Below are 25357 nucleotides of genomic sequence, written 5' to 3'. Positions count from 1 at the left end.
TTTACATAAGCTAACATCCGACGCATTTTCTGCCACATCACTTAACGCGCTGATAAATCAGCGCGTCTTGCTAAGGCGGACAGGTTGGTCAGGGTTAACGCAGCAGCTGTAACAACAGCCAGCCGCACAGCATCGACCAGGCAAGCATCGGCAGGGAAAACAGATGGAAACGCCACCACACTTTGGCGTCCTGTGCCATGCGCAGCGCAATCAGGTTGGCCAGCGATCCCGGCAGCAGACCAAAGCCGCCGATATTCACCGCCCAGGCCAGCACTTCGGAAGGCGGGACTTTTTGTAACAGCAGAATGGTGGCCGGTACGTTGCTGATCACCTGTGACAGGCCAATCGCCAGCAGATAGATACCGCCCTCGCCCAGCTGACCGATGGCGGCAAAATGCGGCTGCAGAACTGGCAGGTGCATCAGTAAAAAGACATCAATGAACATCGCCACGAACACCAGCAGCAGGCTCCAGTCGATGGTCGCCAGCACCTGTCGCGCCATCAGCAGAAAACAGCCCGCTACCAGCAGCAGTGCCCAGCCGGTGAGTTTCAGCTCCAGCGCGACGATAAACACCACGTACAGCAGGACGCTGACGATAAACAGCGGTTTCTGCCACTGCTGATTGCCCGGTGCATCATGCTTCTCAATGCTGCGCGCCGGGAAGCTAAACCACGTCAGCACCACCAGCGTCAGCATCAGCATCGCCGCCAGCGGCGCCATCTGACCGATAAAACCGGCCACGCTGAGCGTGCCGTGGCTCCACAGCAGGATATTTTGCGGGTTGCCGACCGGCGTCAGCAACGAGCCGGCATTGACCGCCAGCGCTTCAAAGATGATCAGCCGTGAGATGGGCAGGCGCGAGAACTTGCGCAGCGTCAGCGTGAGCGGCACCAGGATAAACAGCGCCACATCATTGGTCAGGAAGGTCGAGAGCAGCGCCGCCGCACACACCATAAACAGCGCCAGCGTGCGTTCGTGCTGGAAGCCCTGCGCCAGCCGCGCGCCGAGCACATCAAAATAGCCGCTGTTTTCCAGCCCTTTTGTCAGCATCAGCAAACCGGTGAGCGTCATGATGGTGTGCCAGTCAACGGCGGCGGGCAGCTGCGGCCAGCGGTAATCCGCCAGCGGCAACAGAATCACGCCCAACAGCAACAGTAAATGCAAAACGCGGTCACGCATTAAGGAACGAAGCACGATGGGCATGATGGCAGAAGGCCTTGTAGGTTAGCGATTCTCGTAAAATTTCTGGAACACGGCGAGGGTTTCATCACTGACGTGATGCTCGAGCCCTTCGGAATCCCGGCGGGCGGTTTCCGGGCTGACGCCCAGCGCCAGCAGAAAGGTTTCAACGATGTGATGGCGCACGCGGCTGGCTTCAGCCAGCTTCTCGCCTTCCGGGGTGAGGAACACGCCGCGATACGGCACCTGCTCAACCAGACCGGTGGTACTGAGACGCTTCAGCATTTTGGCCACGGTCGGCTGCGAAACGCCCAGGCGTGCCGCCATGTCGACCTGGCGCGCCTCGCCAAATTCACGAATTAAATCAGAGATTAACTCAACGTAATCATCAATCAGCTCACGGCGATGCGCTTCGCGTACCTGGCGAAATCCTTCGACATGCTCCTCAATATCTTTCAGCGGCCCCTGGGGCATGTGGGTGGCGCTTTTCGCACGACGACTCATTCAGCTTCCTCTTTATTATCTGCCGCACTTTACCTGCGGTGCGGGCTGGCTGCGCTCATTGTAAACCAGGCACAAATAAGCACAAATTTTTCCTGAATAGTGTTGGCTAAAGAGTATAGCCAGTGCTATCTTTGTACATGTTGTAAGCGAATAGCCTACAAAGGAGGCAACGATGAACGAACCCTGGCTGTTGCTGCTCCTTTTCCTGCTGTTTATTGCAGGGCTGTGCTTACTGTTGGGTTACCCGTTTTCCAGGAGGTAAAGATGAGCACGATGAAAAGCTGCCTCGACTGCGGCAAATGCTTCCAGACCGTACAAAGCAAACCGGCTTTTGAGCTGAAGTCGCTGTTGTGTCTGTTTAGCCGCTCGCCTTTTGCCCTGCGCCTGATGCTGCTTGAGAAACTGACCGGCAAAAAAATCGCCGCGCAGCCCTGCCCGAATCTAATCTGGCGCGGCTGAGTTTCCTCAGGGCTTTCCAGACTGACCCGCTGCCTGCAGCGGGTTTTATTTTTCCTGCGAAAAACGCCCTTCACGGCAGTGTTTTCTGGCATAAAAAAACGGCCCGCAAAGGGCCGTTTCTGTGCAACTCTGGTCTAAGCAAAAACTTAGAAGCTGTAACCTACGCCAGCAATCCAGGTGCCCACGTCGACGTTACGGATGCGGCTCTGCTCGTAGCCCACGTCCAGAGCAACGTTCTGGATTGGGTTGAACTGCATACCTGCGCCGTAAGAGAAGCCTACGTCGCTGCTGTCGGTTTTAGACTGACCGGCAGTCTGGTTCTGCTGGTATTTGCCGTAGCCGATACCTACTACGCCGTAGATGCTGGCCCAGTCGTTCAGACGGTAAGCCGGACCACCGGTGATGCCGTAGTACTGACCTTTGTTGTACACGCCATCTTCAGTGCGATCTTTTTCGGTGTAGGTGAAAGAACCGATCCAACCCAGTGGGTTAGAACCGTCTTCGTAGCGGTATTTCAGGTTGAAGCCGTTAGCTTTGTTAGCAACGCCCTGATAGTCGCTCTGCGCGTAGCCGGCAGAAACGGTGCTCTGTGCCATGGCGGAACCAGCGGAAACTGCCAGTACACAAGCCAGTGCTGAAAGACATGCAATTTTTTTCATAACCACCTCAAATGTGAATATACTTCTCTCCTGACAACGCTAAAAATATAACAAAACTTAGCAAGAAACTCTGCCCGCATTTTGTTGTCTAACAGATTGTTTGGTGTAACAGAAAGTTAATGAACTTTCCTATGTCATTCATTTTTCTTATAAAAAGCATCATCTTTCTGCAATAATCCTGCGCACAGAAAATTATCGGTTTAAGTAAATTCCTAAACTAACCTGACATTTCTTTACGGAAATGGCCCTGAAAACGGTGTTTTTTCAGCCAGTCGCTGGTACATTTTTTCCGCCGTCGCGCTTTATTCGCCGGAAATTTCGCCCGAAAAGCGGTGTGAATGAGGCATCACTGACGCCAGATGATGCGAGGCGGCCGCGCCCGATGATAAAGCGGTGACAGAAACCCTGCATCATTGCCTCAGCCGCCTCCTTATTTCCCGCCGATTGCTTTACACTGGCTGCCCGTTGCCTGGTTATTCATCATCACAGGAATTGATCACAGGATGTCTGCACCTCTTTCCCACCCCAAACTGGCGCCGGTAGTGCTGCCGGTTGCCGTATTATTGATCGCCATGCTGTCGCTGCAAGGCGGCGCATCGCTGGCGAAATCGCTGTTTCCCACCGTCGGTGCGCCTGGCATTACCGCGCTGCGTCTGGGACTGGGCACGCTCATCCTGTGCGCGATTTTCAAACCCTGGCGCCTGCGCTTCAGTGCAAAGCAGCGCAAACCGCTGCTGATGTATGGACTGGCGCTGGGCTGCATGAATTACCTGTTCTATCTCTCGATCCGCACCGTGCCGCTGGGCGTGGCGGTGGGGCTGGAGTTTCTCGGCCCGCTGACGCTGGCGCTGGCTGGCGCACGCCGTCCGCTGGATTTTCTCTGGGTGCTGCTGGCGGTCACCGGCCTGTGGTTCCTGCTGCCGATTGGTCATGGCCTGAGCCATATCGATCCCACCGGCGCGCTGCTGGCCGTGGGTGCCGGCGCCTGCTGGGCGGTGTATATTCTGGCGGGCCAGCGGGCAGGCGCCGAACACGGCCCGGCCACGGTGGCAATGGGCTCACTGATCGCCTCAGTGATTTTTGTGCCGCTCGGTCTGACCTTTGCCGCGCCCGGTATCTGGCAGTGGGAAATTCTGCCGCTGGCGTTGCTCATCGCCCTGCTCTCCAGCGCCATTCCGTACTCGCTGGAAATGATGGCGCTGACGCGTCTGCCGGCGCGCATTTTCGGCACGCTGATGAGTCTGGAACCGGCGATGGCGGCGCTCTCCGGCATGCTGTTCCTCGGCGAGCTGCTGACGCTACAGCAATGGCTGGCGCTGCTGGCGATTATCGCCGCGTCTGCCGGCTCGACGCTCACCATGAAACAGAAAGCGGCACAAATAAATGAAGTGGATATCAACACGCCGCAATAAGCCGTACAGGTCAGCCGGTTATTTAACCGGCTGTATATAGACACATTCTCATTATCATTTCTTAAATAGCCGCACGGTAAGCTGTTATTATTTTGCAACATGATAGAAGAATAATTAACATACACCCTAAGCCACTGATTTTAATTAATTTTAATAAAATCGTTATTTTCACACCTTAACATTAAGCTTTAGCTATTCCTGTCATTGATTTAATCAATCCTGCAGAGTGAAAAACTGCTGCTATACTTATTCCCGTGCTTGATTAGGACAACCATCAATAAGAGGACATTAATGATGAGTACCGCAAAACTGGTTAAAACAAAATCTTCCGATCTGATTTATACCCGCAATGACGTGGCTGATAGCGAGAAGAAAGCTACCATCGAGGTGCTCAACCGTCTGGTCGTGGAATTTATTGACCTGTCGCTGATCACCAAGCAGGCGCACTGGAACATGCGTGGCGCGAACTTCATTGGCGTACATGAAATGCTGGATGGCTTCCGTACCGCGATTACCGATCACCAGGACACCATTGCAGAACGTGTGGTACAGCTGGGCGGCGTTGCGCTGGGCACCACGCAGGTGGTTAACGACAAGTCACCGCTGAAAAGCTATCCGCTGAATATTCACAGCGTACAGGATCACCTGAAAGCGCTGGCTGACCGTTATGCCGTCGTGGCTAACGATACGCGTAAAGCCATCAGTGAAGTGAAAGACGAAGATACGGCCGATATCTTTACTGCCGCATCGCGTGACCTTGATAAGTTCCTGTGGTTTATCGAATCAAATATCGAGTAATGCTCAAACAGGCGGGTTATCCCGCCTTTTTTATGCCTGCTACCCGCCCGGCTTTTTTGACGCCGTTAACAATTCCTTAATCCTTTCTTTCCCTTATTATCACTCTGATGCACACTGTGCCTGCACCACCACAGCACAATGCACCATTTTGGTGATTCATTCTGGTGCAAACTTTTCCCGGCGTGCAGAATCGTGTCAGCCTGCCCCGGCAATCTGTTGATTTCCGCGTTTGAGAAAAGTTGGCATAATTTTTTCATATGATGAGCCGTACATCAGGCCACCAGGCCTGACGGGTAATAAGGAAAAAAATGATGAAGTCGTTGATTAAAGTCTCCGTGGCCGCGCTGGCGCTGGCCTTCTCGCTTTCCTCCACTGCAGCAGACAAAAAACTGGTGGTCGCTACCGACACCGCCTTCGTTCCGTTTGAATTTAAACAGGGCGACAAGTACGTCGGCTTTGATATCGACCTGTGGGACGCTATCGCTAAACAGCTGAAGCTGGATTACACCCTGAAGCCGATGGATTTCAGCGGCATCATTCCGGCGCTGCAAACCAAAAACGTTGACCTGGCACTGGCCGGCATCACCATTACCGAAGAACGTAAAAAAGCCATCGAATTCTCTGACGGCTACTACAAAAGCGGCCTGCTGGTGATGGTGCGTAACAACGAAAACGACATCAAAGGCATCGACGATCTGAACGGTAAAGTGGTCGCAGTGAAAAGCGGCACCGGTTCGGTGGATTACGCCAAAGCGCATATCAAAACTAAAGACCTGCGCCAGTTCCCGAACATCGATAACGCGTACATGGAGTTAGGTACTAACCGTGCTGACGCCGTGCTGCACGACACGCCAAACATCCTGTACTTCATCCACACCGCTGGCAAAGGCCGTTTCAAAGCCGTCGGTGACTCCATCGAAGCGCAACAGTATGGCATCGCTTTCCCGAAAGGCAGCGACGACCTGCGTGAGAAAGTGAATGGCGCGCTGAAAACCCTGCACGACAACGGTACCTACAACACTATCTATAAAAAATGGTTCGGCAGCGAACCTAAATAATTCAGGCCTGACGCCTTTTTATCAGCAGGGGGCTTTGTTCTCCCTGCTTTTTACATTTCCACTGCAACAGATTCTGGAGTCACACCATGGAGTTTGACTGGAGCGTCATCTGGCCCGCCTTACCGATCCTGATCGAAGGCGCCAAAATGACCCTGCTTATCTCGATCCTCGGCCTGATTGGCGGCCTGGTTATCGGCCTCGTAGCCGGTTTCGCCCGCGCCTATGGCGGCTGGATCACCAACAACATCGCGTTAGTGTTCATTGAACTGATTCGCGGCACGCCGATCGTGGTGCAGGTGATGTTCATCTACTTCGCCCTGCCGATGGCCTTCCCGGACCTGCGCATCGACCCATTCACCGCCGCCGTCGTGACCATCATGATCAACTCAGGTGCTTATATTGCGGAGATCACCCGCGGTGCGGTGCTGTCGATCAACAAAGGTTTCCGTGAAGCCGGCCTGGCGCTTGGCCTGTCGCGCCGCGAAACGCTGCGCTACGTGATCATGCCGCTGGCGCTGCGCCGCATGCTGCCGCCGCTGGGTAACCAGTGGATCGTCAGCATCAAAGACACCTCGCTGTTCATCGTGATTGGCGTGGCGGAACTGACCCGTCAGGGCCAGGAGATCATCGCCGGTAACTTCCGCGCGCTGGAGATCTGGAGTGCCGTTGCCATCATTTACCTGGTTATTACGCTGGTGTTGAGCTTTGTGCTGCGCCGTATTGAGAAAAGGGTGAAAATCCTGTGATTGAATTTAAAAACGTCTCGAAAAATTTCGGCCAGACTCAGGTACTGCACGACATCAACCTGAAAATTAATCAGGGTGAAGTGGTGGTGATCATCGGGCCGTCTGGCTCCGGTAAATCTACCCTGCTGCGCTGCATCAACAAGCTGGAAGAGATCAGCAGCGGCGAACTGATTGTCGATGGCATGAAAGTTAACGATCCGAAAGTGGATGAACGCCTGATCCGTCAGGAAGCTGGTATGGTGTTCCAGCAGTTCCATCTGTTCCCGCAGATGAGCGCGCTGGACAACGTGGCCTTTGGTCCGATCCGCGTGCGCGGTGCGAAGAAAGACGCCGCACACAAACTGGCGCGTGAGCTGCTGGGCAAGGTCGGCCTCGCCGAGCGTGCGCACCACTTCCCTTCTGAGCTGTCCGGCGGCCAGCAGCAGCGCGTGGCGATTGCCCGTGCGCTGGCGGTGAAGCCGAAGATGATGCTGTTCGATGAGCCAACCTCGGCACTCGATCCCGAGCTGCGTCACGAAGTGCTGAAAGTGATGCAGGATCTGGCGGAAGAAGGCATGACCATGGTGATCGTGACCCATGAAGTGGGCTTCGCACAGAAAGTAGCGTCGCGCCTGATCTTTATCGACAAAGGTACCATCGCGGAAGATGGCAATCCGGACGATCTGATCACTAACCCGCCGAGCGACCGTCTGCGTGAGTTCCTGCAGCACGTCTCTTAATACGGCGTAAAAACAACAAAGCCGCTGCGGATCCCCGTAGCGGCTTTTTTTTTACCTGAGCAGCGCTTAGCGTGCCAGCCGCTGCGCGCGCGTGGCGGGCGGTAAAAATGTCCAGGCGATAAAGCGGCTCTGCTTCTGGCCCTGCGCCATGTCGACGATGCGTACCTGATAAGCGTCCTGCGCCTTCAGCCGATCGCGCAGCTCGGGCAGATGCTCTTTGCGCGACACCAGCGAGGTAAACCAGACGATGCGATCGCCTAATGCGACGCTTTCATCGATCATCCGGCCGATAAACGCACGCTCACCGCCGTCGCACCACAGCTCGTTATGCTGACCGCCAAAGTTCAGCGGTGCCTGCTTGCCGAGGCCGAGATTGCGCACTTTACGCTGGCTGCCGGCCGCCGCATCGGCCGCCGAGGCATGAAACGGCGGATTACACAGTACCGCGTGATAACGTTCATTCTTGTGCACCACGCCAGCAAAAATCGCGCTCTCCTGCTTCTGACGGCGCAGGCGAATGGCGCGCTGCAGGCCTGGATTGCTGGCCACAATCTGACTGGCGGCGTTAACGGCGTCCGCGCTGATGTCGGTGCCGGTAAAGCGCCAGCCATACTCCGCGTGACCGATCAGCGGATAGATGCAGTTGGCGCCGCAGCCAATATCCATCACGTCGAGATCGCGCGGCAGCACGCCACCGTTATCGCTGGCCAGCAGATCCGCCAGCGCATGGATATAGTCAGCGCGGCCCGGTACCGACGGCGTCAGATAGCCTTCCGGCAGCTGCCAGTTCAGGTTATAAAACAGTTTCAGCAGCGCCTGGTTCAGCAGCAGCACCGCGTGCGGATCGGCGAAATCAACCGACAGCTCACCGTAACCGTTGGGGCGCACTTTGTCCGCCAGCGGCGGATGCGCGGCAGTCAGGGCAGCAAAATCATAACGGCCCTGATGGCGGTTACGCGGATGAAAGAGCGCGGTAGCGGCAGGCTTGTTCATAGATTCTCCGGACATTAATGCGCGCGTAAGATACGCTGGATGACGGCAGCGCACAATCCGCCAGGAAAATTTAGTGCAACGAATTTAAATCTATTCTCCCTAAAACTGAATCCGCAATACTGCGTCCAGCCGCCAGCACCGCCGGAACACGCAGTATCCAGGACGAATCAGGAGCGCAAATGCGTCAACGTTACACTTATCAGCCACGCAGTGGACACGGTCTGCCTCACGATCCGCTCAACGCCATCGTCGGCCCGCGCCCGATTGGCTGGGTCAGCTCGCAAAGCGCCAGCGGCCAGCGCAATCTGGCGCCCTATAGTTTCTTTAACTGTTTTAACTACCATCCGCCAATCATTGGTTTTGCCAGCAGCGGCTGGAAAGACAGCGTGCAGAATATCAGTGAAACCGGCGAGTTCGTCTGGAACCTGGCGACGCGTCCGCTGGCAGAAGCCATGAATGAGAGCTCCGCCTCAGTACCGCCCGATCACGACGAGTTTGCCCTCGCCGGCCTGACGCCGCTGGCCGCTTCCCACGTTAACGTCAGCATGGTGGCAGAAAGCCCGGTCAACTTTGAGTGTCGCCTGACGCAGCTGATTCGCCTGCAGGATGCACAGGGAGGCGAGCTGGAGAGCTGGCTGGTACTGGGCGAAGCGGTGGCGATTCACATCGATGAAGCGCTGCTGGAGAACGGCATCTATCAGACCGCCAAAGCGCAGCCGATTCTGCGCGCCGGCGGTCCTTCCGCCTATTACGCGATCAGCGAAGATCAGCGTTTTGATCTGGTGCGCCCGGACGCGCGCCGCGGTTAAATCAGGACACTGGCGGCGCGACACATTGCGCCGCTAGCAGGCCAGCGTCTGTAACACCTTCACCGCCCGGGCTATCTCCGGTGCCAGCCAGCGATCCTCCTGCCAGGTAGCAACCTCAGCGCGCAGCGCGCGTAGCGCCCGGCCCGTGCCGCTGGCCAGCTGCGCCTCACCGTGAAAATCCAGCGCCTGCGCCGCCAGCAGGTACTCAATCGCCAGCACCTGCCAGAGGTTATTCAGCAGTCTGAGCAGCTTGAGCGCCGCGCCGGTACCGAGGCTGAGGTGATCCTCCTGCAGTCCCGAGGTGACGTAATTGTCCAGCACCGCCGGCTGCGCCAGCTGACGATTCTCCGCGCACAGGGAAGCCGCCACGTATTGCGCGATCATCATGCCGGAGTTGACGCCCGGCTGCGCCACCAGAAACGGCGGCAGCCCGCTGACCAGCGGATTGACCAGCCGGTCCAGCCGGCGTTCGGCAATACTGCCGATCTCCGCCATGGCAATTGCCAGCAGATCGGCCGCCATGGCGACCGATTCACCGTGCGGATTGGCCTGCGACACCACGCGCCAGTTATCCGGCGTGCCCAGCACCAGCGGATTATCGGTGCAGGCATTCAGCTCGATCTCAACCTGACGCGCTACGTGGGCGAACTGATCGCGGCTGGCACCGTGCACCTGCGGCATCGAACGCAGGCTGAGCGCATCCTGGGTGCGTATGCCGCAGCTCGCCGCCAGCAGCGGGCTGTCGCTCAGCAGCGCACGCAGACGCTGACCGCTGTGCTGCATGCCGGGGCTGGCTTTCAGCGCAATCACCTCGGCATCAAACGCCGCCAGCTGACCGCGCAGCGCTTCGAAGCTCATCGCGCCGGTGACATCCGCGCAGTCCAGCAGCCGCGCCGCATCGTCCAGCGCCAGACAGCTCAGCCCGGTCATGCACGGCGTACCGTTGACCAGGCTCAGTCCCTCTTTGGCACCGGGGCGATACGGCTGTAAACCGGCCAGCCGCAGCGCCTGCTCCGCCGGCATCACCTGTTGCTGGTACTCAACGTCGCCCACGCCAATCAGCGCCAGCCCGATATGCGCCATGTGGGTGAGATAACCGACCGAACCCTGCGACGGCACCTGCGGCGTGATCTGCTGATTGAGCAGCGCCAGCAGATGCTGCACCAGCGCCACCGAAACGCCGGATTTGCCGTGGCTGTAGTTGGCGAGGGCCGCACACAGAATGGCGCGCGTCTGCTCGCGCGTCAGCAGCGGACCGACGCCGCAGGCGTGGCTCAGCAACGTATTGCGTGACAGCTGGCTGAGCTGGTCTTCCGGCAGCGTGATGTTACACAGCGCCCCCAGCCCGGTGTTGATGCCATAGGCAATCTGGCCGCTGGCAACGATCTGTTCGACGATCTCGCGACCGCGCGCAATGCGCTGCCAGGCGGCGGCGCTCAGCGTCAGTTCGGCGTTATGTCGCGCTACCTGTACCAGCGCCTGCCAGGTCAGCGGCGCATCGCCCCAGACGACGGTCATACTGGCTGCTCCGCGTGATGGCTCTGATGGCTGGAGATAAACTGCTTAAAGCGCGATGAACCGCTGGCGCTAAACATCGCTTCTGGCGTGCCCTCGCAATCAATGTTGCCCTGATGCATAAACACCACGCGATTAGAGACGTTGCGCGCGAAGCCCATCTCGTGCGTCACCACCAGCATGGTGCGCCCCTCTTCCGCCAGGCTGCGCATCACTTTGAGCACCTCGCCGACCAGTTCCGGGTCGAGCGCCGAGGTTGGCTCATCAAACAGCATCACCTCCGGATCCATCGCCAGCGCGCGGGCAATCGCCACGCGCTGCTGCTGGCCGCCGGAGAGCTGCGCCGGATAAAAATCCTTGCGGTTAAGCAGCCCGACGCGATCCAGCAACTGCTCTGCCTGGGCGATACAACTCTTTTTATCGCGCTTCAGCACATAGTGCGGACCTTCAATCACGTTCTGCAGCACCGTCATGTGCGACCACAGATTGAAGCTTTGAAACACCATGCCCAGCCGCGAACGCAGGCGTTCAATCTGCTTAGGATTCGCCGCCAGCTGATGGCCGCGCGCGTGGCGCTTCATTTCAATGGTTTCGCCGCCGACGCTCACCACGCCGGCATCCGGCGTCTCCAGCAGATTGATGCAGCGCAGCAAGGTACTTTTGCCCGAGCCGCTGGCACCGAGAATTGAAATAACATCGCCCTGATGCGCCTGCAGCGAGATGCCCTTGAGCACCTCCATAGCGCCAAAGGATTTATGGATATCAGTGGCGGATAAGGTGACTGGTGAAGTGGAATGCATATTACTCTCCGGCAAGCGGTTTAACGGCGGGCAGCGGCTTTTTTTCAGCGCGGTGCACCGGGGTCAGACGGCGCTCTAACAGCGCGTACAGCTGGACGATAATAAAGTTGAGAATCAGGTAGATGGCCGCAGCGCAGACAAACACCTCCATGGTGCGATAGGTACGCTGGATGATCTGCTGCGCCACGCCGGTGACATCCCACACCGTGACCAGGCTGGCGAGCGCGGTGGATTTCACCAGCAGAATCGCCTCGGTGGAGTACGCCGGCAGCGCATAGCGCAGCATGATCGGCGCGATGATGCGGCGCAGCAGCAGCCAGCGCGACATGCCGCAGGCCAGCCCGGCTTCGACCTGACCTGCCGGCACCGCCAGCAGCGCACCGCGCAGGATCTCAGCGGTGTAAGCGGCGGTACACAGCGACAGCGCCAGCACCGCGCAGATAAACGGCTCGCGCAGAAACGGCCAGACGAAGCTGTGGCGAATCACGCCAAACTGGCCAAGGCCGTAGTAGATGAGAAACAGCTGAATCAGCAGCGGCGAGCCGCGAAACACCAGAATGTAGCCGCGGGCAAAACCGCTCAGCAGCCGCCAGCGGCTCATGCGCAGCGCCAGAATGCCCAGCGCCAGCAGCCCGCCGCAGATAAAGGCGCTGATAAACAGCCCGAGCGTCACCGGCAGCGCCGCGCTCAGCTTAAGAAAGGTATCGGCAAGAAAAGCGAAGTCGATCATACTGCTGCTCCTTAGTGCTGTGCCGCAGTGCGACTTTGCCATGCGCGGCCGAGGCGCGATTCCGCGCGGCGAAACGCATGGTTCGACAGCAGTGTCAGCAGCAGATAGCAGCCACCGCCAATCAGGTAAAAGGTGAAGTAATCGCGCGTTGAACCGGCCGCCACCTGGCTGGCGCGCATCAGCTCGACGATGCCGGTCACTGACACCAGCGCCGAATCTTTCAGGCTCATCTGCCAGACGTTGGACATCCCCGGCAGCGCGTAGCGCACAATCTGCGGGACGAGGATGCGCTGGGCGATACGCCAGCGCGGCATCCCGATGGCTACCGCCGCTTCGACTTCGCCCTTGGCCAGCGCCAGGCGCGCAGCGCGATACACTTCACCCTGATAGGATCCGGAGATGAGCCCGATAGCCAGCGCGCCAATCAGGAACGGCGGCGCTTCAATAAAGCCGTCTGCACCAAACAGCTGGCCGACCAGCGTGATCAACCCCGATCCACCGAAGTAGAACAGGTAGATCACCAGCAGTTCCGGGATGCCGCGAAACACCACCGAATAGCTTTCACCCAGCCAGCGCAGCCAGCGCTGGTGCGAGAGTTTCGCCGCCGCCACGCCGGAACCGACCACGGCGCCAATCATCAGCGCCGCCAGCGACAGCAGCAGCGTGGTACCGGCGGCGCTCAGAATCAGGCGACCCCAGCCATCTGCACCAAAACTCAGCAGGCTCATCATCTTTCACCTCACTTACGGCGTTACGTCAGTTTTAAACCACTTCTCGCTCAGCTTTTTCACCGTGCCGTCCGCCAGCGCAGCGTGAATGGCGGCATCGAGTTTGGCCTTCAGGTCGTTATCAGCCATGCGCACGCCCATCGCTTCGCCTTCCCCCCAGATCGGACCGCCCAGCTGCGGGCCGCTGAACGTCAGGTTGCTGTTCTCTTTACGCGCCAGCATCGACTGCGCGAAGGTCACGTCATCAAACACCGCATCAATGCGGCCCGCCTGCAGATCGAGAATCGCATCCGCCGAAGCGGTGTATTCGCGCACGTCGGCCACATCTTTGAAGTATTTATCGATAAATGGCGTATACACGGTGCCGGACGCAATACCGATGGTTTTGCCCTTGAGCGCCGCCTTCAGCGGGGCGATGGCCGCATTGATGGCAGCCTCGTCGTCGTGCAGTTTGATGATGTTCTTATCGGCCGGCAGCAGCGGGTTATCTTTGCTGGTGATGAAGGTCGCCGGCGTTGACGCGTACGGCGTGGTGAAGTTGACCACTTTTTTCCGGTCCGGCGTAATCACAATCGCATCCATGATGACGTCATATTTCCCGGCGTTCAGTCCGGCAATCATCCCGTCCCAGTTCTGCACCACCAGCTTGCACTGAATACTCATGCGCTTGCACAGATCTTCCATCAGTTCAGGTTCGAAGCCGCCCAGCTTGCCGCCCGGCAGCGTCAGGTTCCACGGCTCATAGCTGCCTTCAGTGGCGATGGTGATGGATTTCCACTCTTTAGCCTCGGCAGCCACGCCGGCCAGCATCAGGCTGGCAAACAGCGTGGTAAGGCAAAAACGGCGAAACGGGGCACGGTGTGTCATACGTCTTCTCCTGGTGGTTAACAAATCTGGCTGTCTCTGTTGGCTGATACAGCGCAAATGACATTTCATGTATATACAAGTTAGCTTGCGGCAGATCATTGTCGGCATAAGCTTTTTGTGAGCCAGCCAGAATAAATAGTCATCATTGCCGCGCGGTCTTTACTTGTACATACAAGCTAGCAAGGGCTGTGCCAGATCGGCAAAGACGGTAAACGGAGGGGATCGGCGTCAGGCGGACCGCGTCGTGCACACTTTCAGAGCAGGGGTTGCACAGGATTGGGGAGTGAGGCAGCGGTTGTACATCCGCCACATGAGAAACGGGGTCACCGTGATGGCGACCCGCATCAATTAAACGGCTTTCCCCGCCTGCAGAAACGCCTGCAGCAGCGGCTTCAGCACTTGCTGCAACCGCGTGGCGCGATCCTGCTGCCAGGCAAACGGCGGCGCCTCATCCATGTAATTCAGCTGCGCCAGCTCCAGCTGCACCGCCTGCACGCCCTGCGCTGGCTGGCCGTAAGCGCGCGTGATGTAGCCGCCTTTGAAGCGTCCATTCACCACCCAGCTGTAGTCGCTTTGCGCGGCGCACACCTGCTCAATCGCCGCGATGCTGGCCGCCGAACAGCTGGCGCCATCGTTGGTGCCGATGTTCAGGTCCGGCAGCTGGCCGTCGAACAGGCGCGGAATCACCGAAGCGATGGAGTGCGCATCAAACAGCAGCGCATAGCCATGTTCGGCTTTTAACCGCGCCAGCTCCTGCTGAATCTGCTGATGATAGGGCTGCCAGATAGTCTCGAGATAGCGCTGGCGCGCCGCGCTGTCCGGCGTCATGCCGGGTTTGAAGGTCGGCGTGCCATCAAACAGCGTCTCCGGATAGAGCCCGGTGGTGGCCGTGCTGTACAGCGGCTGGTTGTCCGGCGGACGGTTGAGATCGATCACGAAGCGCGAGTAGTGACCGATTAGCACGCTGGCACCGAGGTCGCGCACAAAGTCGTACAGCAGCGGAATATGCCAGTCGGTATCCGGCAGGCCGCGCGCGGCCTCGCTCAGCCCGGCGTCAACCTCCGGCGTCAGTTGGGTACCGGCATGCGGAATACTGACCAGCAGCGGCAGCTTACCGGCGGTGAAATGAAAAGGGGTCATTGCGCTTCTCCACGATAGATAACCTGGCACGGCAGTTCGCCGCCCAGCCAGTAAACCAGCTCAGCCGGGCGAGCCAGCGGCCAGTGGACAAAATTGGCTACTTTGCCTGGCTCCAGCGAGCCGTGCGTGGCCTGCAGGCCAAGCGCCTTCGCGCCCCACAGCGTGACGCCGGCCAGCGCTTCCTCCGGCGTCAGGCCAAACAGCGTACAGCCCATGTTCAGCATCAGCCGCAGCGACAGCGCCGGTGACGTGCCCGGATTGGCATCGCTGGCCAGCGCCATCGGCACGCCGTGCTGGCGGAACAGTTCGACCGGCGGACGCTGCGTCTCGCGCAGCAGGTAGAACGCTCCGGGCAGCAGTACTGCCACCGTGCCATGCTCCGCCATCGCGCGGGCATCCTGTTCGGTGGCATACTCGAGGTGATCGGCAGAGAGCGCACCATAGCGCGCCGCCAGTGCGGCACCGCCGAGTGCCGACAGCTGTTCAGCGTGCAGCTTCACCGGCAGGCCGAGCGCTTTGGCGGCATCAAATACCGCGCTCACCTGCTGCGGTGACAGCGCCAGGTGTTCGCAAAACGCGTCGACCGCATCTGCCAGCCCCTCCGCTTTCACCCGCGGCAACAGGCGCTGACAGATAATATCGATCCAGCCCTGCGGGTTATCCCTGAACTCTGGCGGGAAGCCGTGCGCTGCCAGGCAGGTGGCCTGCACATCGGCAGGCACCGACTGCGCCAGCTCGCGGATAGCGCGCAGCAGAGTGAGCTCGCTCTCCTCGTCCAGCCCGTAGCCGGATTTAATCTCCACCGTGGTCACGCCTTCGGCCAGCAGGCGATCGAGCCGCCAGCGCGCTGACGCCACCAGCTGCTGCTGACTGGCCGCGCGCGTGGCGCGCACCGTCGACAGGATGCCGCCGCCCTGCGCGGCGATCTCCGCGTAGCTCACGCCGTTGAGCCGCTGTTCGAACTCCTGGCTGCGATCGCCGCCAAACACCAGATGCGTGTGGCAATCCACCAGACCGGGCGTGATGATGCCGCCGTCAAACTGCTGCTGCCGGCGCGGGGCAAAGTCCGGTAAGGCACTGCGCGGGCCGACCCACACCAGCTCGCCGTTATCCACCGCCACGGCGCCATCCTCAATCAGGTTATAGCGACCGTCACGCATGGTGACCACATCGGCCCCCAGCCACAGGCTGTCGATCTGTTTACTTGCCATCCCACTCCCCTTTTGTCTGGCGATTTACACTGCGCCTCAAAGTATGTATATGTATATACAACTTTCCGCCATTGAGGATCAACCATGGCAGTTTATTTTGCCCCACGCGCACGGCTGGCCGACGGCTGGCAGGAAAACGTGCTGATCGCAACCGACGATCAGGGATTTATTTGCGCCCTTACCGCCGACAGTACGCCCGGTGACGCCGTGCGCCTGGCCGGCCCGGTGATTCCAGCGATGGCCAACCTGCATTCCCATGCCTTCCAGCGCGCCATGGCCGGGCTGGCGGAAGTGGCAGGCGATCCGCAGGACAGCTTCTGGACGTGGCGCGATCTGATGTACCGCATGGTGCAGCGCCTGTCGCCTGAGCAGGTCGGTGCCATCGCCACCCATCTCTACATTGATATGCTAAAGGGCGGCTACAGCCAGGTGGCGGAATTTCACTATCTGCATCACGATCCGCACGGCCAGCCGTATGCCGACGATGCGATGCTGCAACAGCTGATGCAGGCAGCGCACACCGCCGGTATCGGCCAGACGCTGCTGCCGGTGCTGTACAGCTACAGCGGCTTCGGTGCGCAACCGGCCAGCGACGGTCAGCGACGCTTCATTCAGCACACCGATGCCTATCTGCAACAGCAGCAGCGCGTCGCGCAGTGGAGCGCGCAGCAGCCGCTGATCAACCACGGCCTGTGCTTCCACTCGCTGCGCGCGGTGAGCGAAGCCCAGATGCATGAGGTGCTGGCCGCCAGCGCTGCGCATCTGCCGGTGCACATTCACGTTGCCGAGCAGGAAAAAGAGGTTAATGACAGTCTGGCATGGAGCGGCGAACGGCCGGTGGCGTGGCTGTATAACCGCTTTGCCGTCGATGCGCGCTGGTGCCTGATTCACGCCACCCATCTCGAGCAGCAGGAGATTGCGCTCATGGCGGACAGCGGCGCGATTGCCGGTCTGTGTCCCACCACCGAGGCCAATCTCGGCGACGGCATCTTCCCGGCGGTGGAGTACATCGGGCGCGGCGGACGCTGGGGCATTGGCTCTGACAGCCACGTTTCGCTCAGTGCGCTGGAGGAGCTGCGCTGGCTGGAGTATGGCCAGCGGCTGCGCGATCGTCGCCGCAACCGCATCACGCTAACCGATCAACCCTCGGTCGGCGATCTGCTGTGGCAGCAGGCGGCGCAGGGCGGCGCGCAGGCCTGTGGCATTGCCAGCGGTGAGCTGGCGGTGGGCAAACGCGCCGACTGGCTGGTGCTGGAGGAGGATGCGTTGCTGGCCAGCGTCAGCTCCGCCGCGCTGATCAATCGCTGGCTGTTTGCCGGCAGCAGCCAGCAAATTCGAGACGTGTTTGTTGCCGGACAGGCGGTGATTCAGCAGGGCCACCACGTGGCGGAAGAAGCGGCCGCCGCTGGCTTCGCCCGGGCAATGCGGGCGCTGCAATGATCGCGCGCTTTGACTACGCGCAGCTGCCGGTCAGCCGCTGGCGCAACGGCGGCGGGGAGACGCGCGAAATTATCAGCTATCCGCCGGGCGCAGCGCAGTTCGAGTGGCGCGCCAGCATCGCCACCATCGACGCCGACGGGCCATTCTCGCCCTTCCCCGGTGTCGATCGGGTGATCACTTTGCTGCATGGCGATAGCGTGCTGCTGCGCTGTGAACAGGCCGAACAGACGTTACTGCCCCATCAGCCGTGGGCCTTTCCCGGCGAATGGGCGATAGAGGCGCAGGTCAGCGGCAGCTGTCAGGACTTCAATATCATGACGCGGCGCGACGCATGGCGCGCGGCGGTAAGCGTGGAGCAGCTGGCGGTCAGCAGCCTGCATGGCGTGGCGTATGTGCTGGCCGGTACATGGCGCAGCAGTGCGGGCGAGACACTGCAGGCGCAGCAGGGAATGTGGTGGCTGCAGGAGCAGCAGCTGGTGCCGCAAACGGCAGAGGCCAGCCTGCTGTTTATCGCGCTTAGCCGTGTCCCCTGAAGCGGCCCAGCAATTTGTAGCGTGAGCCTGGATAGAGCAGGCGCGCATAGGTGACGATTTTGTTGTCGCTCCACGTCTGGCGACGGATAAGCAGGCACGGCTCGTGCTCGTCCAGCGCCAGATGCTTACGCTGGCGCAAATCCGGCAGTACCGCTTCAACGATATGCTCACCGGCGGTCAGCGGGGCGACGCGCATCAGATAGGTGTACGGCGTCAGGCTGTGGTAATCCTGGCTGAGGTAGTCAGGCGCGACCAGCGGATTGACCAGACGATCTTCCAGCTGCACCGGCAGCTCATTTTCATAGTGCACGATCAGCGAATGATACAGCGTCTGGCCGGTGGAGAGTCCCAGCACCGCCGCCTGTTCCGGATCGGCCTTCATCTGACCTATCGAGAGAATTTTGCAGCTGTGCGTATGGCCGCGCTGGGCAATTTCATCGGCGATGTTATGCACTTCCAGCATTGCGGTGTAGCCCTTCATCTCCGCGACAAAGGTCCCGACGCCCTGCATGCGCACCAGAAACCCTTCGCTGGTGAGCTCCCGCAGCGCGCGGTTGATGGTCATGCGGCTGACGCCCAGTTCATTGACCAGCTCGCTCTCTGACGGCACCCGCTGGTTGGCTTTCCAGTGACCTTCGCGGATCTGGCTGACGATTGCCTGCTTAACGCGCTGGTAAATGGGCGCGGGTTCATCCCCCATCGCTGCCGCCAGCTGTGCGATTGCCGTTTGCTCCGCCATTTCCTGTTCCTTTTCCGAATGATATGTGAAGTTTACTGTCTCGCCGCCTAAATGTATATACATCCAATGGTGCAAAGCCTGCCCGCGTGGTGCAACCGCCGCCCGATTTTGGTGCAGCGTACCAGGCTGAAGGTTGCCGCGCCCGCATTGCGGCACGTTTCACAGAATACGATCAATCTGGCACAGCGCTTGCTACTTGTATAGACAAGATTAGACACTTATGCTTCACTCACAACACTTATAGCGCCTCTGGCGGATGCCATCGCATCTTGCGCTCCGCCACAACGTGGCAGATCACTTGTATAGACAGGAGTAGACTATGTCAGGTTCGGTTCAGGCAATTCGCCTCGTTCCCGGTGAAGTGGACCTCGCCACCTTACGCCGTATTTATCAGGAAAAGGTGACGCTGCAGCTGGCAGAGGAAGCGCGGGCGGATATTGACCGCGCACGTGAAACCGTCGAGGCCATCGTCGCCTCGGGCAAAGTGGTGTACGGCATCAACACCGGCTTCGGCAAGCTGGCGCAGACGCAGATCCCCGCCGAACGCCTGGCGGAACTGCAGCGCAACCTGGTGCTGTCACACAGCGTCGGCCTCGGCGATCTGCTGCCGGACAACGTCACTCGCCTGGTGGTCGCCAGCAAAATCATCAGCCTGGCACGCGGCCACTCGGGCATCCGCATGGAACTGATTGACGCGCTGCTGGCGCTGTTCAACGCTGGCGTGATGCCGTGCATCCCGGCGAAGGGATCGGTTGGCGCGTCCGGCGATCTGGCGCCGCTGGCGCACCTCTCCCTGATGCTGCTTGGTGAAGGCCAGGTGCGCATTGACGGCCAGCTGGTGCCCGCCAGCGAAGGCCTGGCCCGCGTCGGCCTGCAGCCGATTGTGCTGGGACCAAAAGAGGGGCTGGCGTTGCTCAACGGCACCCAGGTCTCTACCGCGCTGGCGCTGCGTGGGCTGTTTGAAGCCGAAAATCTGTTTGCCGCCGGGCTGATGGCCGGCGCGCTGTCGCTGGAAGCAATTAAAGGCTCGGTTAAACCGTTTGATGCGCGCATCCATCAGGCGCGCGGCCAGCACGGGCAGATTGCCGTCGCCGCTGCAGTGGCGACGCTGCTCGAAGGCAGCGAAATTCTCAGTTCGCACAGCAACTGCGGACGCGTGCAGGATCCCTACTCGATCCGCTGCGTACCGCAGGTGATGGGCGCCTGTCTCGATAACCTCAGCCACGCCGCGCGCGTGCTGCAGATTGAAGCCAACGCCGCTTCTGACAACCCGCTGGTCTTCAGCGACAGCGGCGACGTGATCTCCGGCGGTAACTTCCACGCCGAGCCGGTGGCCTTTGCCGCCGACATCATCGCGCTGGCGATTGCGGAAGTCGGCGCGATTTCCGAACGCCGTCTGGCGCTGCTGCTCGACACCGGCCTTTCCGGTCTGCCGCCCTTTCTGGTGCGCGACGGCGGCGTGAACTCGGGCTTTATGATTGCGCAGGTCACCGCTGCCGCGCTGGCCTCGGAGAACAAATCGCTGGCGCATCCGGGCAGCGTTGACAGCCTGCCGACTTCAGCCAATCAGGAAGATCACGTATCGATGGCCACCTACGCGGCACGCCGTCTGGGCGAAATGTGCTTCAACACCGCTGCCGTGGTCGGCATTGAAGCGATGGCGGCGGCGCAGGGCATCGACTTCCACCGCCCGCTGCAAAGCTCTGCCGCGATCGAACAGGAGATGAGCCGCATTCGTGCGCAGGTCGCCTTCCTCGATCAGGACCGTTTACTGGCGCCGGACATTGATGCCATGCGCCTGTGGGCCAGCAGTTACGTCTGGCCTGAAACCCTTACTGCGCTGCTGCCAAGCCAGCGTTCTACTGCTAATTAAGGAACCGATGATGAGCGAAACTTTGACTCAGGCTGTTGCCCGTGAAATCCGTGCGCCGCGCGGTAATGAACTGCACTGCGCCAACTGGCTGATTGAAGCGGCATACCGCATGATTCAGAACAACCTCGATCCTGACGTGGCCGAACGCCCGGAGGATCTGGTGGTGTACGGCGGAATCGGCAAAGCCGCGCGCAACTGGGCGTGCTTTGAACAGATTCTGCGCTCGCTGCGCGCGCTGCAGCCGGAAGAGACGCTGCTGATTCAGTCCGGCAAGCCGGTCGGTGTGTTCCGCACCCATGCCGATGCGCCGCGCGTACTGCTGGCCAACTCCAACCTGGTGCCGCACTGGGCGACATGGGATCACTTCCACGAACTGGATAAGGCCGGGCTGATGATGTATGGCCAGATGACCGCTGGTTCATGGATCTATATCGGCGCGCAGGGCATCGTGCAGGGTACCTTTGAAACCTTCGCTGAAGCCGGTCGCCAGCACTACAACAGTGACCTGACGGGCCGCTGGATCCTCACCGCCGGTCTGGGCGGCATGGGCGGCGCGCAGCCGCTGGCGGGCGTGCTGGCCGGTGCCTGCGTGCTGGCGATTGAGTGCCAGGAGTCGCGCATCGATTTCCGTCTGCGCACCCGCTACCTCGACCATAAAGCCTACAGCCTGGATGAGGCGCTGGCGCTGATCAAAGATGCCACCGAAGCCGGCCAGGCGATCTCCGTGGGCCTGCTGGGCAACGCGGCCGAGCTGGTCCCGGAACTGGTGCAGCGCGCGAAAGCGGGCGGCATGAAGCCTGACATCGTGACCGATCAGACCTCCGCGCACGACCCGATCAACGGCTATCTGCCGGTGGGCTGGGACGTGGCGCGCTGGGAAGCCGAGCGCGTCAGCAATCCGAAAGCGGTAGAGAAAGCGGCACGCGCTTCCATGGCGCAGCACGTACAGGCGATGCTCGACTTCCACCACATGGGTGTGCCGACCGTGGATTACGGCAACAACATTCGTCAGGTAGCGCTGGATGAAGGGGTGAAAAATGCCTTTGACTTCCCGGGCTTCGTGCCGGCGTATATTCGTCCGCTGTTCTGCGAGGGTAAAGGCCCATTCCGCTGGGTGGCGCTCTCGGGCGATGCGGAAGATATCTATAAAACCGACGCCAAACTGAAAGAGCTGTTCCCGGAACACAAAAACCTGCACCGCTGGCTGGATATGGCGCAGGAGCGCATCGCCTTCCAGGGCCTGCCGGCGCGTATTTGCTGGCTGGGGCTGGGCGAGCGTCATAAAGCGGCGCTGGCATTCAATGAGATGGTGCGCAACGGCGAGCTGAAAGCGCCGATCGTGATTGGTCGTGACCACCTCGACTGCGGCTCGGTGGCGTCACCTAACCGTGAAACCGAGGCGATGAAGGATGGCTCGGATGCGGTGTCAGACTGGCCGCTGCTGAACGCGCTGCTGAACACCGCCGGCGGAGCCACCTGGGTGAGCCTGCACCACGGCGGCGGCGTCGGTATGGGCTTCTCGCAGCATTCCGGGGTGGTGATCGTCTGTGACGGTACGGCTGAAGCGGATGCGCGCCTTGGTCGCGTACTGTGGAACGACCCGGCCACCGGCGTGATGCGTCATGCCGATGCGGGCTACGAGCTGGCGCAGTCCTGCGCAGAGCAGCACGGTCTCAATTTGCCGATGCTGAAGTAGTTCCAGGTGCGCATCAATGCGCACCCTACGGGAAGTTACCCCGGCTGGGCAATGCCGCAATGTGCGGTCTGTTAAGCCTTAACACTGTTCGCAAAGGTTGCACTGTACAAGGTCGGCATTGATGCCGACCGCGTGCAGCGCCAGCACGGCAGCATCCCATCGAGTCCTGTAGGGTCGGCATTTATGCCGACCGCGTGCAGCACCAGCATGGCGGTATCCTATCGCGCTCTGTAGGGTCGGCATTCATGCCGACCGCGTGCAGCACCAGCACGGCGGTATCCTATCGCGCCCTGTAGGGTCGGCATTCATGCCGACCTTGCCCCCCATGCCCTTATGCCAATCCGCTATAGCCTATAGCCAAATTATTCCTTTCCACGATAGACGCCCCCCACGCTTACCACTACAGTGGACACTTAACTTCCCGCGTCGGAGATTGCGCAGCTGACGCTGCTGATGGAGCCTTACCTTATGAGCCTGCCTGCTGTCCTGCTGGAAAACGCCCTCACCTGGCGTCGTCAGTTACATCAACACCCTGAACTGGGTTACCAGGAGCAGCAGACCAGCGAGCTGGTAGCCCAGGTGCTGACCGATGCCGGACTGCAGGTGTTTCGCGGCCTCGCCGGCACCGGCGTGATCGGCACGCTGGAAAACGGTCCCGGTCCGGTCATCGGGCTGCGCGCCGATATGGATGCCCTGCCGATCACCGAAAAAGGCGAGCCGCAGTGGAAATCGAGCCGGCCTGGCGTGATGCACGCCTGCGGTCACGATGGCCACACCGCGATACTGCTGGCCGCAGCCTGTCAGCTGGCCGCCACGCGCAATTTCAAAGGTACGGTACATTTCCTGTTTCAGCCGGCCGAAGAGAATCTTGGTGGTGCGCGCAAAATGGTGGAGGAAGGTCTGTTTCAGCGCTTCCCGATGGATGCCGTGTACGCGATGCACAACTGGCCGGGATTGCCGGTGGGATCGCTGGCGGTAAATCCGGGCGCGATGATGGCATCGCTGGATTCGTTTGAGATTACGCTGTACGGCAAAAGCTGCCATGCGGCGATGCCGGAAAGCGGTGCCGACCCGATGGTGGTCGCCGCCGAGCTGATTCTGGCGCTGCAAACCATCCCGTCGCGCCGCCTGTCACCGCTGGCGTCGGCGGTGGTCAGCGTCACCCAGATTCACGGTGGCGAGGCCATTAACGTCATTCCGGAGCAGATCACGCTGCGCGGTACGGTGCGATGTCTGCAGACCGACGTGCGCAATCGCGTACGCGGTCTGATTGAAGATTTTGTCACCACGCTGCCGCGCCCGTTTGGCGTCAGCGGCGAGATTCACTGGTATCCCGGCTATCCGGTTACCGCCAACCATGTCGCCCCGGCGGAGCAGGTGCGTGACGTGGCATGCCAGCTGCTGGGTGAACAGCAGGTGCACTGGCAGGTTAACCCGTCGATGGCGTCTGAAGATTTCGCCTGCATGCTGGAAGCCTGTCCCGGCGCCTATTTCTGGCTCGGCGCTGACGGTGCCACGCCTTCAGCCCCGCTGCACAATGCCAACTATGATTTCAACGATGCGCTGCTGCCGATTGGTATTACCTTCTGGCAGCAACTGGTGGAGAGCGTACTGATTAAACGCTGATGGCGCTGCTCAGCAAGCCATTTCAGCTGCGCAGGCGTGCACCCCCTGCGCAACCGCTGCGGTGACCGCCGTCACCGCCCAGGTTTTTCGTGCATGGCCAGCCGGGCAGCCCGGTTAAATCCCCGCCTGCTGTAACCGCGTTTCGGCATCGGCCATTGTTGCGGCTTCGCCGGTCGCCACCAGACAGCACGCCAGCTGCAGGCGCAGCGCCTGCGGCACCGCGCGTTCACCGGCCAGCACCTGACGAATCCACGCTGCGGTATCCTGGGCGCTTTTGCTCTCTGCTAACGCCAGCGCGACCTCCGGCTGCCGCTCGACCCACACTTCCGCTTCTGCGCCAGCACCGCGAATATAATTAATCGCCGGGCAGCGCTGCGGATTGGCATAGACCTCACCTTCAGTGCCGTTCAGCAGAATGGCCGGTGCATCGATATCCTGGAAGAATTTCCCCACGCGCGGCACATATTCCGGATGCGACACGCTCGCCAGCCGCAGCGCGGCGCGTTCGGCAAACGGCGTCGCCAGCTTGGCCAGCGTGTGCGCGCTGTTGCGCACGCCCATGCGCCAGCGCAGCGCCAGCTGTTTAGCCATTGGCGCACATAAATTATCGATGGTGATGAACGCCAGCTCGCCAGCGTCGAGTTTCGCCTGCGCCTGTTGCGCGCTGGTCACTGGCGCAATATCCAGCGCCGCCAGCACCGCTTCGCTGGTCACGCGGGTTGGGTCGTCGCTGACGCCGTGCAGCAACACCGGAAAACCGAGCTTCACCAGCAGCAGCGCCAGCAGCGGCGTCAGGTTGCCCTGGCGACGCGCGCCGTTATAGCTGGGGATGACGATGGGCATCGGACGCTGTGCCGGGGCCTGCAGCCGCATCATGCGCTGCTGCATCGCGTGGTAGAAGCCGCGCATCTCTGCTTCCCCTTCGCCTTTGATGCGCAGCGCAATCAGCACGCCACCCAGTTCGAGATCCGGCACCTCGTCCGCCAGCATCGCGCTGTAAAGCGCCACGGCAGTGTCAAAGTCGATATCGCGTGCGTGATTCTTGCCGCGGCCAATCTCTTTAATGATCTTATTCAGTTCCATCATACTTTCCCGCTTCCAGGGCGCGCCGTCACCCGGCGG

The 25357-nt window shown here is 60.2% G+C and carries 25 protein-coding genes; 12 read left to right on the top strand and 13 right to left on the bottom strand.

The genetic code is table 11. The features are described 5' to 3' along the window. Positions 1-94: 94 nt before the first annotated feature. Together C1Y42_RS02300 and mntR are read right to left on the bottom strand one after the other, a co-directional pair. Positions 95-1204, bottom strand: coding sequence for an SLC13 family permease (locus C1Y42_RS02300; protein WP_058757804.1), 1110 nt, complete (start codon positions 1202-1204; stop codon positions 95-97). Positions 1205-1225: 21 nt separating this feature from the next. After that, complete coding sequence (mntR, locus tag C1Y42_RS02295; protein WP_021508415.1) at positions 1226-1684, bottom strand: manganese-binding transcriptional regulator MntR; 459 nt, start codon at positions 1682-1684, stop codon at positions 1226-1228. A gap of 264 nt (positions 1685-1948) precedes the next feature. Between mntR and C1Y42_RS02290 the strand changes: the two genes are divergently transcribed. After that, the gene (locus C1Y42_RS02290) at positions 1949-2143 is read left to right on the top strand and encodes a hypothetical protein (RefSeq protein ID WP_021508417.1); all 195 of its coding nucleotides are present in this window, start codon (positions 1949-1951) and stop codon (positions 2141-2143) included. A gap of 146 nt (positions 2144-2289) precedes the next feature. Here the strand turns inward: C1Y42_RS02290 and ompX are convergent, their stop codons facing one another. Beyond that, positions 2290-2802: an outer membrane protein OmpX gene (gene ompX / locus C1Y42_RS02285; protein WP_031279869.1), complete on the bottom strand. Its 513-nt coding sequence runs from the start codon at positions 2800-2802 to the stop codon at positions 2290-2292. Between the two features lie 503 nt (positions 2803-3305). Here ompX and rhtA point away from each other — a divergent pair. From rhtA to glnQ, 5 genes are all read left to right on the top strand, one after another. After that, the gene (gene rhtA, locus C1Y42_RS02280) at positions 3306-4214 is read left to right on the top strand and encodes a threonine/homoserine exporter RhtA (protein WP_104092744.1); all 909 of its coding nucleotides are present in this window, start codon (positions 3306-3308) and stop codon (positions 4212-4214) included. A gap of 294 nt (positions 4215-4508) precedes the next feature. Continuing rightward, on the top strand, positions 4509-5012 hold the full coding sequence (dps, locus tag C1Y42_RS02275; protein ID WP_021508421.1) for a DNA starvation/stationary phase protection protein Dps: 504 nt from the start codon (positions 4509-4511) through the stop codon (positions 5010-5012). A gap of 311 nt (positions 5013-5323) precedes the next feature. Continuing rightward, complete coding sequence (glnH, locus tag C1Y42_RS02270) at positions 5324-6070, top strand: glutamine ABC transporter substrate-binding protein GlnH (RefSeq protein ID WP_021508422.1); 747 nt, start codon at positions 5324-5326, stop codon at positions 6068-6070. Positions 6071-6156: 86 nt separating this feature from the next. Beyond that, complete coding sequence (gene glnP, locus C1Y42_RS02265; protein ID WP_021508423.1) at positions 6157-6816, top strand: glutamine ABC transporter permease GlnP; 660 nt, start codon at positions 6157-6159, stop codon at positions 6814-6816. Next, the gene (gene glnQ, locus C1Y42_RS02260; RefSeq protein ID WP_021508424.1) at positions 6813-7535 is read left to right on the top strand and encodes a glutamine ABC transporter ATP-binding protein GlnQ; all 723 of its coding nucleotides are present in this window, start codon (positions 6813-6815) and stop codon (positions 7533-7535) included. Before glnP ends, glnQ begins: the two co-directional genes overlap by 4 nt. Positions 7536-7601: 66 nt before the next feature. Here glnQ and rlmF read toward each other — a convergent pair whose 3' ends face one another. Beyond that, on the bottom strand, positions 7602-8528 hold the full coding sequence (gene rlmF / locus C1Y42_RS02255) for a 23S rRNA (adenine(1618)-N(6))-methyltransferase RlmF (RefSeq protein ID WP_104092743.1): 927 nt from the start codon (positions 8526-8528) through the stop codon (positions 7602-7604). 179 nt (positions 8529-8707) lie between these two features. On the opposite strand from rlmF, the gene C1Y42_RS02250 reads away from it, so the two are divergent. Further along, a complete protein-coding gene (locus tag C1Y42_RS02250; protein WP_021508426.1) occupies positions 8708-9337 on the top strand; it encodes a flavin reductase family protein in 630 nt (209 codons plus the stop codon). A gap of 33 nt (positions 9338-9370) precedes the next feature. On the opposite strand, the gene hutH (C1Y42_RS02245) is transcribed toward C1Y42_RS02250, so the two are convergent. From hutH (C1Y42_RS02245) to hutI, 7 genes are all read right to left on the bottom strand, one after another. Then, positions 9371-10855: a histidine ammonia-lyase gene (hutH, locus tag C1Y42_RS02245; RefSeq protein ID WP_104092742.1), complete on the bottom strand. Its 1485-nt coding sequence runs from the start codon at positions 10853-10855 to the stop codon at positions 9371-9373. After that, positions 10852-11652, bottom strand: coding sequence for an ABC transporter ATP-binding protein (locus C1Y42_RS02240; RefSeq protein ID WP_104092741.1), 801 nt, complete (start codon positions 11650-11652; stop codon positions 10852-10854). The genes hutH (C1Y42_RS02245) and C1Y42_RS02240 overlap by 4 nt, the downstream gene beginning before the upstream one ends. Position 11653: 1 nt before the next feature. Then, positions 11654-12382 (bottom strand): ABC transporter permease, encoded by a 729-nt coding sequence (locus C1Y42_RS02235; protein WP_104092740.1) that lies wholly within the window; start codon positions 12380-12382, stop codon positions 11654-11656. Between the two features lie 11 nt (positions 12383-12393). After that, on the bottom strand, positions 12394-13113 hold the full coding sequence (locus C1Y42_RS02230; RefSeq protein WP_031279871.1) for an ABC transporter permease: 720 nt from the start codon (positions 13111-13113) through the stop codon (positions 12394-12396). 12 nt (positions 13114-13125) lie between these two features. Further along, positions 13126-13977 carry a transporter substrate-binding domain-containing protein gene (locus tag C1Y42_RS02225; protein ID WP_058769505.1) on the bottom strand — a complete coding sequence of 284 codons (852 nt, stop codon included), beginning with the start codon at positions 13975-13977 and terminating at the stop codon, positions 13126-13128. 348 nt (positions 13978-14325) lie between these two features. Next, entirely contained in the window at positions 14326-15117 is a 792-nt protein-coding gene (hutG, locus tag C1Y42_RS02220; RefSeq protein WP_104092739.1) for an N-formylglutamate deformylase, read from the bottom strand. Then, complete coding sequence (gene hutI, locus C1Y42_RS02215; RefSeq protein ID WP_104092738.1) at positions 15114-16328, bottom strand: imidazolonepropionase; 1215 nt, start codon at positions 16326-16328, stop codon at positions 15114-15116. The genes hutG and hutI overlap by 4 nt, the downstream gene beginning before the upstream one ends. 84 nt (positions 16329-16412) lie before the next feature. On the opposite strand from hutI, the gene C1Y42_RS02210 reads away from it, so the two are divergent. Next, positions 16413-17768, top strand: a complete 1356-nt coding sequence (locus tag C1Y42_RS02210) for a formimidoylglutamate deiminase (RefSeq protein ID WP_104092737.1) — start codon at positions 16413-16415, stop codon at positions 17766-17768. Continuing rightward, a complete protein-coding gene (locus tag C1Y42_RS02205) occupies positions 17765-18301 on the top strand; it encodes a HutD family protein (protein ID WP_104092736.1) in 537 nt (178 codons plus the stop codon). The genes C1Y42_RS02210 and C1Y42_RS02205 overlap by 4 nt, the downstream gene beginning before the upstream one ends. Here the strand turns inward: C1Y42_RS02205 and hutC are convergent. Beyond that, positions 18285-19040, bottom strand: coding sequence for a histidine utilization repressor (gene hutC, locus C1Y42_RS02200; RefSeq protein WP_021508436.1), 756 nt, complete (start codon positions 19038-19040; stop codon positions 18285-18287). The genes C1Y42_RS02205 and hutC overlap by 17 nt on opposite strands. 319 nt (positions 19041-19359) lie before the next feature. Here hutC and hutH (C1Y42_RS02195) point away from each other — a divergent pair, with 319 nt between their 5' ends. The 3 genes from hutH (C1Y42_RS02195) (at position 19360) to C1Y42_RS02185 (ending at position 24235) form a co-directional block, all read left to right on the top strand. Continuing rightward, a complete protein-coding gene (hutH, locus tag C1Y42_RS02195) occupies positions 19360-20913 on the top strand; it encodes a histidine ammonia-lyase (RefSeq protein ID WP_058757812.1) in 1554 nt (517 codons plus the stop codon). 10 nt (positions 20914-20923) lie between these two features. Beyond that, on the top strand, positions 20924-22609 hold the full coding sequence (gene hutU, locus C1Y42_RS02190) for a urocanate hydratase (RefSeq protein WP_104092735.1): 1686 nt from the start codon (positions 20924-20926) through the stop codon (positions 22607-22609). A 468-nt stretch (positions 22610-23077) separates the two neighbouring features. Continuing rightward, positions 23078-24235, top strand: coding sequence for a M20 aminoacylase family protein (locus C1Y42_RS02185; protein ID WP_059012921.1), 1158 nt, complete (start codon positions 23078-23080; stop codon positions 24233-24235). A 114-nt stretch (positions 24236-24349) separates the two neighbouring features. Here the strand turns inward: C1Y42_RS02185 and ybiB are convergent, their stop codons facing one another. Next, the gene (ybiB, locus tag C1Y42_RS02180) at positions 24350-25318 is read right to left on the bottom strand and encodes a DNA-binding protein YbiB (protein WP_104093014.1); all 969 of its coding nucleotides are present in this window, start codon (positions 25316-25318) and stop codon (positions 24350-24352) included. Positions 25319-25357: the final 39 nt, after the last annotated feature.

Source organism: Pantoea sp. ICBG 985, assembly GCF_002928365.1.
Taxonomy (GTDB): Bacteria; Pseudomonadota; Gammaproteobacteria; order Enterobacterales; family Enterobacteriaceae; genus Pantoea; species Pantoea dispersa.
This window is presented reverse-complemented; position numbering and strand designations above follow the sequence as displayed.